Origin of the sequence: Pantoea trifolii (genome assembly GCF_024506435.1) — a bacterium.
Classification (GTDB): Bacteria; Pseudomonadota; Gammaproteobacteria; order Enterobacterales; family Enterobacteriaceae; genus Pantoea; species Pantoea trifolii.
The window spans coordinates 810734-824844 of the sequence record NZ_JANIET010000001.1 but is presented as its reverse complement, the minus strand read 5'-3'; the positions used below and the strand labels follow the sequence as shown (position 1 = coordinate 824844).

10 protein-coding genes and 1 pseudogene are annotated in these 14111 nt (G+C 54.4%); 5 read left to right on the top strand and 6 right to left on the bottom strand.

What is annotated here, in order from left to right:
• Positions 1-118: 118 nt before the first annotated feature.
• A pseudogene (locus NQH49_RS03670) lies at positions 119-697 on the bottom strand (aldo/keto reductase); the annotation flags it as partial.
• Here NQH49_RS03670 and NQH49_RS03665 point away from each other — a divergent pair.
• Both NQH49_RS03665 and NQH49_RS23520 read left to right on the top strand, forming a co-directional pair.
• Positions 597-1274: a LysR substrate-binding domain-containing protein gene (locus tag NQH49_RS03665; protein ID WP_372340030.1), complete on the top strand. Its 678-nt coding sequence runs from the start codon at positions 597-599 to the stop codon at positions 1272-1274. The pseudogene NQH49_RS03670 and the gene NQH49_RS03665 overlap by 101 nt on opposite strands.
• Positions 1275-1525: 251 nt before the next feature.
• The gene (locus tag NQH49_RS23520; protein ID WP_137385164.1) at positions 1526-1672 is read left to right on the top strand and encodes a Hok/Gef family protein; all 147 of its coding nucleotides are present in this window, start codon (positions 1526-1528) and stop codon (positions 1670-1672) included.
• 144 nt (positions 1673-1816) lie between these two features.
• Here the strand turns inward: NQH49_RS23520 and lpdA are convergent, their stop codons facing one another.
• From lpdA to pdhR, 4 genes are all read right to left on the bottom strand, one after another.
• Complete coding sequence (gene lpdA, locus NQH49_RS03660) at positions 1817-3241, bottom strand: dihydrolipoyl dehydrogenase (protein ID WP_008108560.1); 1425 nt, start codon at positions 3239-3241, stop codon at positions 1817-1819.
• A 173-nt stretch (positions 3242-3414) separates the two neighbouring features.
• Entirely contained in the window at positions 3415-5313 is a 1899-nt protein-coding gene (gene aceF / locus NQH49_RS03655) for a pyruvate dehydrogenase complex dihydrolipoyllysine-residue acetyltransferase (RefSeq protein ID WP_256695627.1), read from the bottom strand.
• 14 nt (positions 5314-5327) lie between these two features.
• Entirely contained in the window at positions 5328-7994 is a 2667-nt protein-coding gene (gene aceE, locus NQH49_RS03650) for a pyruvate dehydrogenase (acetyl-transferring), homodimeric type (protein WP_008108564.1), read from the bottom strand.
• 127 nt (positions 7995-8121) lie between these two features.
• Positions 8122-8886, bottom strand: coding sequence for a pyruvate dehydrogenase complex transcriptional repressor PdhR (gene pdhR, locus NQH49_RS03645; protein ID WP_256695625.1), 765 nt, complete (start codon positions 8884-8886; stop codon positions 8122-8124).
• A gap of 513 nt (positions 8887-9399) precedes the next feature.
• Between pdhR and aroP the strand changes: the two genes are divergently transcribed.
• The 3 genes from aroP (at position 9400) to NQH49_RS03630 (ending at position 13274) form a co-directional block, all read left to right on the top strand.
• Positions 9400-10755 (top strand): aromatic amino acid transporter AroP, encoded by a 1356-nt coding sequence (aroP, locus tag NQH49_RS03640; RefSeq protein WP_256695624.1) that lies wholly within the window; start codon positions 9400-9402, stop codon positions 10753-10755.
• A 162-nt stretch (positions 10756-10917) separates the two neighbouring features.
• Positions 10918-12324, top strand: coding sequence for a glycoside-pentoside-hexuronide (GPH):cation symporter (locus tag NQH49_RS03635; RefSeq protein ID WP_256695622.1), 1407 nt, complete (start codon positions 10918-10920; stop codon positions 12322-12324).
• Positions 12321-13274, top strand: a complete 954-nt coding sequence (locus tag NQH49_RS03630) for a glycoside hydrolase family 43 protein (RefSeq protein ID WP_256695621.1) — start codon at positions 12321-12323, stop codon at positions 13272-13274. Before NQH49_RS03635 ends, NQH49_RS03630 begins: the two co-directional genes overlap by 4 nt.
• Here NQH49_RS03630 and ampE read toward each other — a convergent pair.
• Positions 13256-14110 (bottom strand): beta-lactamase regulator AmpE, encoded by an 855-nt coding sequence (gene ampE, locus NQH49_RS03625; RefSeq protein ID WP_008108573.1) that lies wholly within the window; start codon positions 14108-14110, stop codon positions 13256-13258. The genes NQH49_RS03630 and ampE overlap by 19 nt on opposite strands.
• Position 14111: the final 1 nt, after the last annotated feature.

Genomic DNA, 14111 nt, shown 5'->3' with positions numbered 1-14111 from the left:
CTGTTTACAAAAAAGCAACATTCGTGCATTTTTTAGCAGCTTCATCTGCAAATTGAGCGGGATCACATAAAAAAGCAGGCTTTGAAGGCCTGCTTGTTCTCATTTTCGAGGAAGAGTATTAACGATCGACCAGCACAAACTCGCTGTTGTTATAGCGCTTGCCCAGAATGTTTTTCTCGCTAAACACCTCATCCAGCGTGGCGACATCCGCCGGGCGTAATGCTAAATCGGCGGCGGCGCAGTTCTGTTCCAGATGGGCAATTTTGCTGGCACCGGGAATCGGCACAATAAACTCGCCTTTGGCCAGCACCCACGCCAACGCCAGCTGAGCGGGGGTTGCGTCATAACCTGCGGCCATCTCAGTGAGCTGATTCACTAACTTTTGGTTATGCGCCTGCGCATCCTGCTGAAAACGCGGCAGTGAACGACGGAAGTCATCTTCCGCCAGGGTTGTGGTGGCGGGGAATTTCCCGGTGAGGAAGCCGCGTCCCAACGGGCTATACGGTACAAAGCCGACGTTCAGTTCACGGCAGGTAGCGAGGACGTCTTGCTCCGGATCGCGTGACCACAGCGAATATTCGCTTTGCAGCGCCGAAATCGGATGCACCGCATGCGCGCAGCGCAAGGTAGCGGATGAAACCTCGGACAAACCGAGATACCTCACCTTCCCTTCCCGCACCAGATCGGCCATCACGCCCTCCAGTCTGAGCCACGCGATGCGCCATTTCGAAGCGCGTTTGGGTGTGCGGCTGCTTAATCGCACCACACGCAAAGTGCCGCTCACCGAAGCCGGAGAACGCCCTTTGCCTGCGCTTGCCGATCTGTCACAAGCGGTGGACAAGCTCAACGACTTGCGCAGCGATCCACGCGGCGTATTGCGCAGCATGGCGCCACAGCAACCCGCTGAGCTGCTGCAGTTTCCCTGCATTGAGCGACGCTTTCCCAGTGGACGACGTTATCGCTGGGAATTCTGGCAGGATGGCCGCAAACAGGAAGTGGCGGTAAAAGGGTCGCTGGTGCTGGATAACAATGAGCGGATATTACAGGCAGCGCGTGCGGGCGTGGGCATTGCCTTTCTGCATGAAGGTACGGTGCGGGAAGATTTAATTCGCGGTGAGTTAGTGGAAATACTGGCGGACTTCACTCAGTTAGAAGAAGGATTCTGGCTCTATTATCCGAGTCGTAAATATCTTTCCGCGCCACTGAGGCATTTTATTGATTGGCTTAAAGAAATTAACCTTTATTTAAAAACACCCATTACGCATTCTATTTAAATGGTTAGATAATATATAAATCCATTAATTATAAATAATTTAAAAATTAAGGTGAAATAAAAGAAGTTTGGCGTAGACTGCCTGCGGGCGCTTGAGGCAATCTGCCTTAAGTCAGAAATTATTGAGGTAGGTTGTGGAGAGCGGAAACCGTGCAGTTAACTTTCATTAACCGCACGGGCAAGCGCACTTCCCTACACGTGAGAAATGTCAGGGTAGTCGCTTGCTCGTGCTAAATCAAGAGGAACGTGACTATGAAGTCTATATTCAGCAAGCTGATTATCAGCGGGCTCATTCTATTAGGATTGTGTCTGGTTAATCGCAGTTCACTCTGCGAGTTACGATTACGGATATTCACTGCTGAATTATCGGCTGTTATGGCTTACGAAGCACAACAGTAAAACTTCACTAGCGGGGGTTCGCTCCCGCTATTCCGGCATTGCGCATGTGTTAGCTCACGCGCCTTTTTTACTTGTTTATTTAAATAGAACCGCTAATAAAAAACGGCTCCTTAAAGGAGCCGTTAATTTATTCAAAGCGCAAACTTATTTCTTTTTCGCTTTTGGGTTCGGCAGGTCAGTGATGCTACCTTCGAACACTTCGGCAGCCAGGCCGACAGACTCATGCAACGTTGGGTGCGCGTGAATGGTCAGGGCGATATCTTCGGCATCACAGCCCATTTCAATCGCCAGACCGATTTCACCCAGCAGCTCGCCGCCGTTGGTACCGACAATCGCACCACCGATAACACGGTGAGTTTCTTTGTCGAAGATCAGTTTGGTCATACCGTCTGCACAATCAGAAGCGATAGCACGGCCTGAAGCTGCCCACGGGAAGGTGGAGACTTCATAGCTGATGCCTTTCTCTTTGGCTTCTTTCTCGGTCAGACCAACCCAGGCAACTTCTGGCTCGGTGTAAGCAATGGATGGGATCACTTTCGGATCGAAGTAGTGCTTCAGGCCCGAGATCACTTCCGCCGCTACGTGGCCTTCGTGCACACCTTTGTGCGCCAGCATTGGCTGACCCACGATGTCGCCGATAGCATAGATGTGCGGTACGTTGGTGCGCATCTGCTTATCGACGCGGATGAAGCCGCGATCGTCCACTTCCACGCCAGCTTTACCGGCATCAAGGCCTTTACCGTTCGGTACGCGACCAATCGCCACCAGCACCGCGTCGTAACGCTGTGCATCAGCTGGTGCTTTTTTGCCTTCCATCGAGACGTAGATACCGTCGTCTTTCGCTTCAACAGCGGTGACTTTGGTTTCCAGCATCAGGTTGAATTTCTTGCTGATACGCTTGGTGAAGACTTTCACCACGTCTTTATCGGCAGCCGGGATCACCTGGTCAAACATCTCAACCACGTCGATCTCTGAACCCAGCGCTTTATAAACGGTGGCCATTTCCAGACCGATGATACCGCCGCCCATTACCAGCAGACGCTTCGGCACTTCTTTCAGTTCCAGCGCATCGGTAGAGTCCCACACGCGCGGATCGTTGTGCGGAATGAATGGCAGTTCGATTGGACGAGAACCGGCCGCGATGATCGCGTTATCGAAGTTAATGGTGGTTGCGCCACCTTCACCTTCAACCACCAGCGTGTTAGCACCGGTGAATTTGCCGAGGCCAGTAACCACTTTCACTTTACGACCTTTCGCCATGCCTGCGAGGCCGCCAGTGAGCTGGTTAATAACCTTCTCTTTCCACGAACGAATTTTGTCGATGTCAGTTTGCGGCTGGCCAAACACGATACCGTGCTCTTCCAGGGCTTTTGCTTCGTCGATCACTTTGGCGACGTGCAGCAGCGCTTTTGACGGGATACAGCCTACGTTCAGACAAACACCGCCGAGGGTGCTGTAACGCTCAACGATTACGGTTTCCAGACCTAAATCAGCGCAACGGAAGGCTGCAGAGTAACCTGCAGGACCTGCCCCAAGTACCACGACTTGAGTTTTAATCTCTGTACTCATCATGACCTCTTGTTTGATTACCGGCAGTCAGGAGAAAGCTTTTCCCAAGCTCTAATGCCCTATATCCGCCGGGACATTTCACCGCGAGAGTTTACAGAATTGTTAACAAACTGCCAACCGCGGCAACATTGAATGCTTACAACAAGGCCGGCTTTCGCCGGCCTTGATTAACTTCACATCACCAGACGGCGAATGTCGGACAGTGTGTTGTTGATGATGGTGATAAAGCGCGCACCATCAGCACCGTCGATCACGCGGTGGTCGAAGGAGAGTGAGATCGGCATCATCAGACGCGGCTCAAACTCTTTACCGTTCCACACCGGCTCCATCGCTGACTTGGAAACACCGAGGATAGCCACTTCCGGCGCGTTGACGATTGGCGCGAAGTGCGTGGTGCCCAGGCCGCCAAGGCTGGAGATGGTGAAGCAACCGCCCTGCATATCGCCAGCGGTCAGCTTGCCATCACGCGCTTTCTTGGAAATCGCCATCAGCTCGCGAGACAGTTCAGTGATGCCTTTCTTGTTCACATCTTTGAACACTGGAACCACCAGACCGTTTGGCGTATCAACCGCCACACCGATGTTGATGTATTTCTTCAGCGTCAGTTTCTGTGCATCTTCAGACAGTGAACTGTTGAAGCGTGGCATCTGCTCAAGCGCAGCGGCAACGGCTTTCATGATGAACACCACTGGTGTGAATTTCACATCCAGTTTGCGTTTCTCAGCTTCGGCATTCTGCTGTTTGCGGAACGCTTCCAGATCGGTGATATCGGTTTTGTCGAAGTGCGTAACGTGCGGGATAACCACCCAGTTACGGCTCAGGTTAGCACCCGAGATTTTCTGGATACGGCCCAGTTCCACTTCTTCGATTTCGCCGAACTTGCTGAAGTCCACTTTCGGCCAAGGCAACAGACCTGGCAGGCTTCCGCCGCTGGCTGCTGCAGCCGGAGCCGCTTCAGCGCGTTTCACCGCGTCTTTAACGTAAGTCTGCACGTCTTCTTTCAGGATGCGACCTTTACGGCCGGTGCCTTTGACTTTCGCCAGATTCACACCGAACTCGCGCGCCAGGCGACGAATCACCGGCGTAGCGTGTACGTAAGCGTCGTTCTCAGCGAACTCGCCTTTTGCATCCGCTTTCGCTGCTGCTGGAGCCGCTGCAGGTTTCGCTGCTTCTGCCGCTGGAGCTGCTTCCTGCTTAGCGGCAGGCGCCGCAGCTGGTGCCGCGCCTTCCACTTCGAACACCATGATCAGCTTACCGGTGCTGACTTTATCGCCAGTCGCCACTTTCAGCTCTTTCACGGTACCGGCGAACGGTGCAGGCACTTCCATTGAGGCTTTGTCACCTTCAACCACGATCAGTGATTGCTCAGCAGCGACTTTGTCGCCCACTTTCACCAGGATCTCGGTGACTTCAACTTCGTCGCCACCAATGTCCGGCACGTTGACGTCTTTGGCGCCAGAAGCCGCAGGAGCTGCAGCGGGTGCGGCTTCCTGTTTGGCTGCTGGAGCGGCAGCGGCTGGCGCTGCGCCTTCTGCTTCGAACACCATGATCAGCGAGCCGGTGTTCACTTTATCGCCGGTGGCAATTTTGATCTCTTTCACCACGCCCGCGAACGGGGCTGGCACTTCCATTGAGGCTTTGTCGCCTTCAACGGTGATCAGCGACTGCTCAGCAGCAACTTTGTCGCCAACTTTCACCAGGATCTCAGTGACTTCAACTTCGTCGCCGCCGATGTCCGGTACGTTGACCTCTTTGCTGACCGCAGCAGCAGCGGCTGCTGGAGCAGGAGCGGCTTCCGCTTTCTTCTCTTCGGCTGGCGCTGGCGCCGCTTCTGCGGCACCTTCAGCGTCAAAAATCATGATCAGTTTGCCGGTTTCTACTTTGTCGCCGGTAGAGATTTTGATCTCTTTAACCACGCCCGCCTGCGGCGAAGGCACTTCCATGGAAGCTTTATCGCCTTCCACGGTGATCAGCGACTGTTCAGCTTCAACTTTGTCGCCCACCTTGACCAGGATTTCGGTGACTTCAACTTCGTCTGCCCCGATGTCTGGTACGTTAATTTCGATAGCCATTACTCTCTTACCTCTTAAGCCAGACGCGGGTTAACTTTATCGGCGTCGATATTGAACTTGGTGATTGCTTCTGCCACCACTTTCTTATCGATTTCGCCGCGTTTAGCCAGCTCACCCAGCGCAGCCACAACCACATACGATGCATCCACTTCGAAGTGGTGACGCAGGTTTTCACGGCTGTCGGAACGACCGAAGCCATCAGTACCCAACACGCGATAATCGCTGGAAGGCACGTAGCTGCGAACCTGTTCTGCGAACAGCTTCATGTAATCGGTTGACGCGACGGCCGGAGCTTCGTTCATCACCTGAGCGATGTACGGAACGCGCGGGGTTTCTGTTGGATGCAGCATGTTCCAGCGCTCACAATCCTGACCATCACGCGCCAGCTCGGTGAACGAGGTCACGCTGTAGACGTCAGAACCGATGCCGTAATCTTTCGCCAGGATCTGCGCGGCTTCACGCACGTGACGCAGAATTGAACCTGAACCCAGCAGCTGCACTTTGCCTTTGCTACCGTCTACAGTTTCCAGCTTGTAGATACCCTTACGGATACCCTCTTCCGCACCCTGCGGCATCGCAGGCATGTGGTAGTTTTCGTTCAGCGTGGTGATGTAGTAGTAGATATTTTCCTGCGCTTCGCCGTACATACGCACCAGACCGTCTTGCATGATGACCGCAATTTCGTACGCGTAAGACGGATCGTAAGAGATACAGTTCGGGATAGTCAGCGACTGAATGTGGCTGTGACCATCTTCGTGCTGCAGACCTTCGCCGTTCAGGGTAGTACGACCTGAAGTACCACCAACCAGGAAGCCGCGTGCCTGCATATCGCCGGCCAACCACATCAGATCGCCGATGCGCTGGAAGCCAAACATCGAGTAATAGATGTAGAACGGAATCATCGGCAGGTTGTTGGTGCTGTAAGAGGTCGCCGCAGCCAGCCAGGATGAACCTGCGCCCAGCTCGTTGATCCCTTCCTGCAGAATCTGGCCTTTCTCGTCTTCTTTATAGTAAGCAACCTGCTCGCGGTCCTGCGGGGTGTACTGCTGACCGTTCGGGCTGTAGATACCAATCTGACGGAACAGACCTTCCATACCGAAGGTACGCGCTTCATCCGCGAGGATCGGAACCAGACGATCTTTGATCGACTTGTTCTTCAGCATCACGTTCAGGGCACGCACGAAAGCGATAGTGGTTGAGATCTCTTTGTTCTGCTCTTCCAGCAATGGACGGAACTCTTCCAGCGTAGGCATTTCCAGCTTCTCGCTGAACTCCGCCTGACGCGTTGGCAGGTAGCCGCCCAACTTCTCACGCTGACCGTGCAGATAGTTGTACTCTTCAGACCCTTTCTCGAAGGTGACGTATGGCAGCTCTTCGATTTTGTCGTCGGCAACCGGCACATTGAAGCGATCGCGGATGTAGCGAACGCCATCCATGTTCATCTTCTTCACCTGGTGCGCGATGTTTTTACCTTCGGCAGTGTCACCCATACCATAACCTTTGATGGTATGAGCCAGGATCAGCGTTGGCTGACCTTTGGTGTCCTGCGCTTTTTTCAGTGCAGCATAGACTTTCTTCGGATCGTGGCCGCCGCGGTTCAGCGCGAAGATCTCTTCGTCTGACCAGTCTTTTACCAGTGCTGCGGTTTCCGGATATTTACCGAAGAAGTGCTCACGCACGTACGCGCCGTTACGGGATTTGAAGGTCTGGTAATCGCCATCCACGGTTTCGTTCATCAGCTGAATCAGCTTACCGCTGGTGTCCTGACGCAGCAGTTCATCCCAACGACCGCCCCAAATCACTTTGATCACGTTCCAGCCAGCACCGGCAAAGATGCCTTCCAGCTCGTTGATGATCTTACCGTTACCGGTGACCGGGCCATCCAGACGCTGCAGGTTACAGTTGATGATGAACACCAGGTTGTCCAGCTTCTCACGGGTGGCGATGGTGATCGCACCTTTGGATTCCGGCTCATCCATCTCGCCATCACCGAGGAAGGCGTAAACGGTTTGTGCTGAGGTGTCTTTCAGACCACGGTGTTCCAGATACTTCAGGAATTTCGCCTGATAGATCGCGTTCAATGGACCCAGGCCCATAGAAACGGTTGGGAACTGCCAGAAGTCCGGCATCAGTTTCGGGTGCGGGTAAGAAGAGAGACCTTTGCCCTGCACTTCCTGACGGAAGTTGTTCATTTGATCTTCGCTCAGACGACCTTCAAGGAAGGCGCGCGCGTAGATACCTGGAGAAATGTGACCCTGGAAGAAGACCAGATCGCCGCCGTCTTTGTCGCTACGTGCGCGGAAGAAGTGGTTAAAGCACACTTCATAAATGGTCGCGGAAGATTGGAAAGAGGACATATGGCCGCCCAGCTCCAGATCTTTCTTCGACGCACGCAGCACCGACATGATGGCGTTCCAACGAATTGCGGAACGGATACGACGTTCAAGAGAGGTGTTGCCCGGATAGTCCGGCTCATCTTCAACAGCAATAGAGTTAATGTAGTTGCTGATTGCAGAGGAACCTGCGGCAACTTTCACGCCACCTTTGCGTGCTGCACTCATTACCTGATCAATCAGATACTGCGCGCGCTCAACACCTTCTTCACGGATGACCGATTCGATCGCTTGTAGCCAATCACGAGTTTCGATCGGATCCACGTCATTCTGTAAACGTTCTGACATGGGGTGTATTCCTTATCTGTGTCTAATACGTTGAAATTATCAGGAGCCTGTCTGCTTGTGCTTTGCTTCTGGTTCACAGCACAAGAAGACAGGCCCGTCGTGTTTTCCGCACGTTCGTTGCCGTGCGTTATTCCTTACGTTGCTGTAAACGACGCAGGGAGCGTTCACGACGACTCTGCTCCCGACTTCTATCCAGCAAGATTTCCTCAATGAACGCCAGGTGACGATGGGATGCCTCGCGTGCCTGTTCTGGCTCACGCGCCACAATCGCCTCGTAGATACTGGCGCGGTGACCGCTCACTTTCGCCAGCATTTCCCGACGAGCGTAGAGCAATTCAAAATTCTGACGGACGTTTTGTTCCAGCATAGGGCCCATGGAACGCAGCAGATGCAGCAGCACCACATTATGGGCCGCTTCTGTGACAGCGATCTGATACTTCATTACTGCATCGGCCTCTGCGTCGAGATCGCCGCTGTCCTGTGCCTGCTGAATGTTAAGATGGCAGTCACGGATGCGCTGCAGATCTTCATCGGTTCCCCGCAGTGCCGCATAATAAGCAGCAACGCCTTCCAGCGCGTGGCGGGTTTCCAGCAGGTCAAACTGAGATTCTGGATGTTCAGCAAGCAGACCGACCAGCGGGTCGCTCAGGCTTTGCCAGAGATTTTTTTGGACGAAGGTGCCGCCACCCTGACGACGTAGCAGCAGGCCTTTGGCTTCCAGGCTCTGAATTGCTTCGCGCAGGGATGGACGTGAGACATCAAACTGTTTCGCCAGTTCACGCTCAGGGAGCAGTTTTTCACCCGGCTGGAGCGTCCCTTCCATAATGAGGGATTCCAGCTGCTGCTCAATCGCATCGGAGAGCTTGGGTTGGCGAATTTTACTGTAGGCCATCTTCCCTTCTTATCAGCCAAACGTCCGGAGTAAATTGGTAATACCAATTGAAAAATGGTGCCGGTAAAGTAACAAAGTATTCACCTTGTGTCTATATGGTGGGCTTCACACTTCCGGGGACGATGGCAATGGCGCTGCACTAACTTACCGGAATAAAGAAGGAAAATGTTGGCCTGTGGCAAATGTTAAATAATTGTGTTTTTACCAAACCTTACACTGAGTTAGCGGAGTCAATGCGGCATAACCATAAGCGAAAGCTATTCGTGTTCACGCTTTTTTCATGGCAGAAATAATGTGACGGGCGCGCAGAGGATGCTGCTGCTTTTTCAGTCATCTCTCAGCACAAAAAGCAAAAGCAGGTGCAAAGCGGCGCGCTTATCACTATTCTGAACGCCGTGGTAGCTCATGCATGCACACAGCACGCCAGATACCGTAAAGAAAAGAATACATTAGGGTAAACAGCCTTACAGTGCGCGCACTGCAGGTGCACAATAACAACATCACGAGGTTTGTATGGAACAACAGCATGGCGACACGCTGCATCGCGGCTTAAAGAATCGCCATATTCAGCTGATTGCGCTGGGCGGAGCCGTAGGTACTGGTCTGTTTCTGGGCAGCGCATCAGTGATTAAATCGGCCGGTCCGGCCGTGATTCTCGGTTACGCGATCGCCGGTTTTATTGCCTTTCTGATTATGCGCCAGCTGGGCGAAATGGTAGTTGAAGAGCCGGTTGCCGGCAGCTTCAGCCACTTCGCCTACAAATACTGGGGCAACTTCGCCGGTTTCGCCTCGGGCTGGAACTACTGGGTGCTGTATGTGCTGGTGGCGATGGCTGAGTTGACCGCCGTCGGTAAATACGTGCAGTTCTGGTGGCCAGATTTCCCCACCTGGGCCACGGCTGCCATCTTCTTTGTGCTGATCAACGCTATCAACCTGACCAACGTAAAAGTGTTTGGTGAAATGGAGTTCTGGTTCGCGATTATCAAAGTGGTCGCGGTCATCGGCATGATCCTGTTTGGTGGCTGGTTGCTGTTTAGCGGCAACGGCGGCCCACAAGCGAGCGTCAGCAATCTGTGGAATCAGGGCGGCTTCCTGCCACACGGTATGACCGGATTGGTGATGATGATGGCGATCATCATGTTCTCCTTTGGTGGTTTAGAGCTGGTGGGCATCACTGCCGCAGAAGCCGACAATCCACAAGAGAGCATTCCGAAAGCCACCAATCAGGTGCTGTGGCGTATCCTGATTTTCTATATCGGTTCACTGGCGGTGCTGCTGTCGCTGCTGCCGTGGACGCGCGTAACGGCGGATACCAGCCCGTTCGTGCTGATCTTCCATGAGCTGGGCGATGCTTTTGTGGCCAACGCGCTGAACGTGGTGATCCTGACGGCGGCGCTGTCGGTCTACAACAGCTGCGTTTACTGCAACAGCCGCATGCTGTTCGGCCTGGCGCAACAGGGCAACGCGCCGAAAGCACTGCTGAAAGTTGACAGCCGTGGCGTGCCGGTCGCGACCATTCTGGTCTCAGCCGTAGCGACCCTGCTGTGTGTCCTGATCAACTACCTGATGCCGGGCGAAGCCTTTGGCCTGCTGATGGCGCTGGTGGTCTCTGCGCTGGTGATCAACTGGGCGATGATCAGCCTTGCGCACCTGAAATTCCGTAAGAAGAAAGACCAGCAAGGTGTGACCACGCGCTTTAAAGCGGTGCTCTATCCGCTGGGTAACTGGATCTGCCTGGTGTTCCTCGCCGGTGTGCTGGTGATCATGCTGATGACGCCGGGTATGGCGATTTCGGTCTGGCTGATTCCGGTTTGGCTGGTGATTCTGGCTATCGGTTACACCATCAAGAACAAACTACAGAAAGCGTAATGTTGTTCTCTGCCCGGCACGCCGTTGCCGGGCAGCACTTCGGATCTGGCTCACATTTTTCCCCGCCCGCGCGTTTTGTCCATCTACCCGACCATTTGCTCCCCAGCAGATTACTGATTTTGCACAGATAATTCCTGCTCATCATATCGCTGGAGACGATCAATGAAAGGAGCAGCCCTCTCGTTCAGAGAGAAACTGGGATATGGCATGGGCGATGCCGGATGCAACATGATTGGCGGTGCCATCATGTTGTTCCTCAATTATTTCTACACTGATGTATTCGGTTTAGCCCCGGCGCTGGTCGGCACGCTGTTGCTCTCGGTGCGCGTACTCGATGCGGTTACTGATCCGATCATGGGCGCGATTGCCGACCGCACGCAAAGCCGCTGGGGCCGTTTCCGCCCGTGGCTGCTGTGGGTTTCCGTGCCTTACGTGCTGTTCAGCGTGTTGATGTTTACCACGCCGGAGTGGAGTTACGACAACAAGGTCATCTGGGCGTTTGTCACCTACTTCCTGATGTCACTCACTTACACCGCCATCAACATTCCTTACTGCTCGCTGGGCGGCGTGATTACCAACGATCCGGGTGAGCGCGTTTCCTGTCAGTCTTATCGCTTTGTGATGGTGGGTATTGCCACGCTGATCCTCTCACTTTCGCTGCTGCCGATGGCCGAATGGTTTGGCGGCGACAACAAAGCGCGCGGCTATCAACTGGCGATGAGCGTGCTGGCGCTGATTGGTTTGGTGATGTTCCTGTTCTGCTTTGCCACGGTGCGCGAGCGCATTCGACCTGCCACGCCAAGCAACGATGATTTGAAACAAGACCTGCGCGACGTATGGAAAAACGATCAGTGGGTGCGCATTCTGCTGCTGACCTTCTGCAACGTCTGCCCCGGTTTCATCCGCATGGCCGCCACCATGTATTACGTCACCTGGGTGATGGGGCAATCAACGCACTTTGCCACGCTGTTTATCAGCCTTGGCGTGATCGGCATGATGTGCGGCAGCACGCTGGCGAAAATCCTCACCGATCGCTGGTGCAAGCTCAAGGTGTTCTTCTGGACCAACATCGCGCTGGCGCTGTTCTCCTGCGGCTTCTATTGGATTGATCCGCACGCCACGGTTGCGGTGGTGATCGCCTACTTCCTGCTGAATATCCTGCATCAAATTCCGTCGCCGCTGCATTGGTCGCTAATGGCCGACGTGGATGATTACGGCGAATGGAAAACCGGCAAACGCATCACCGGCATGAGCTTCTCCGGCAACCTGTTCTTCCTCAAAGTGGGATTGGCGGTTGCAGGGGCGATGGTCGGTTTCCTGCTGTCAATTTACGGTTACGATGCGGGCGCAAAACAGCAGGCACCCAACGCCATCAATGGCATCATGCTGCTGTTCACGGTGATTCCGGGCGTCGGATATCTGATCACCGCCGGCGTAGTGCGTTTAATGAAAGTGGATCGCAACTTAATGCGTACGATTCAGGCCGATCTGGCGCTGCGCCGTGCCCATTCACACCACGAATCCCCTATCGCGTCCTCTGCGACTGCGCAACCTGGAGAGATCAAATGAGCTGGCCCAATCCTTTTATTACTCAACGCGCCGATCCCTTTATTCTGCGTCATGCCGATGGCTACTATTTTATCGCCTCGGTGCCGGAATATGACCGACTGGAGATTCGCTATGCCTCGACGCTGGCTGGCCTGATTGAGGCAGAAGCGGTAACGGTGTGGCACAAACCGGATACCGGCCCGTTTAGCGCGCTGATCTGGGCGCCGGAGCTGCATCATATCAACGGGCAATGGGTAATCTATTTCGCCGCCGCACCGACGCGTGCGATAAAAGATGGCCTGTTCCAGCACCGCATGTATGCGCTGGTGTGCAACGATGCCGATCCGCTGAGCGGTAACTGGCAACCCTGCCGCCGCGTGCATACGCCCATCGACGCTTTCTCACTGGATGCCACCTACTTCCAGCATCAAGGCAAACACTGGTATCTGTGGGCGCAAAAAGATCCGGCGATTCCCGGAAATTCCAACCTGTATCTTGCCGAGTTGCTCAATCCGTGGACGTTGAAAAGCGCCCCGCTGATGTTGAGCCGACCGGAGTATGAATGGGAGTGCGCGGGATTCAGCGTCAACGAAGGACCGGCGGTAATTCAGCATGGCGACAAGCTGTTTGTCACCTATTCCGCCAGCGCGACTGATGAAAATTATTGCCTGGGAATATTAAGCATTGATGTGTTAGCCGATCCGCTCAACATCAGCGCCTGGCATAAGTCCGCGCGGCCGGTATTTGCCACCAGCTGGGATAATCAGCAATACGGACCAGGACACAACAGCTTTACGGTAGATGAAACGGGAAGAGCGGTGCTGGTGTATCACGCGCGCAATTACACCGAAATCGAGGGCGATCCGCTGTGGGATCCGAATCGCCATACGCGTTTGAAATACTTCGACTGGCGCGAAGACGGCACTCCAGATTTCGGCGTGCCGCCCGCCGATCACACCAGCGTGCCGTAGATCGTCAACAGCGCGACCACTACCACCAGCACCAGAGAGATGCGCTTTGCCAACGCCACCGCAACCCGTGGCGTTTCGACTTTATCCATGTGCGGATCGCGTGCCAGCGAGAATTGCGCCAGGCTGGTCAGCACCTGATATTGCGGGCGATGCAGATCGCCCAACGCGGCAAACCAGGCGGGTAACGCACGTTCGCCGTGGCCGAGCAACGCATAAGCCACGCCGGCCAAACGCACCGGGATCCAGTCCAGCACATGCAGCAGACGATCAACGCCTGACTGCGAGCGCTCCAGCGGCGAATGATGCTTAGCCAGCCAGCTCTGCCAGGCGCGCAGGAACGCATAACCCACCAGCAGCACCGGGCCGTAAGGTCCACCGACCACAAACCAGAACAGCGGCGCAAGATAGAAGCGGAAGTTAATCCAAATCAGCGCGTTTTGCAGTTCTCGCAGGAATTCGCGCTCGCTGCACTCGACCGGCACACCGTGAATCAGCGTCAGTTCGGCCGCCATCGCCTGATGCGCCGCTTCATCGTCATGACTCGCCGCTTTGAGATAGCTGTGATAGTGCAGTCGCACCGAACCCGCGCCGATACACAGTAATCCCACCACAATCCAGAACAACAGTTGCGCCACGCCAAACAGAATGCCTTTCAGGCTCCACACCACCAGCCAAACGATCAGCATCGCTATCACTGTCATCATCAGCGTGCGCAGCAGGGAAAAACGCTGGCGGCCACGAAACAGCGGCTCCAGCCGATGGTCCAGTTGCCAATGCTCACCCAACTTAAACAGGCGTTCCCAACCTAAAACTAATAACAAGCTAAACAACGTCATA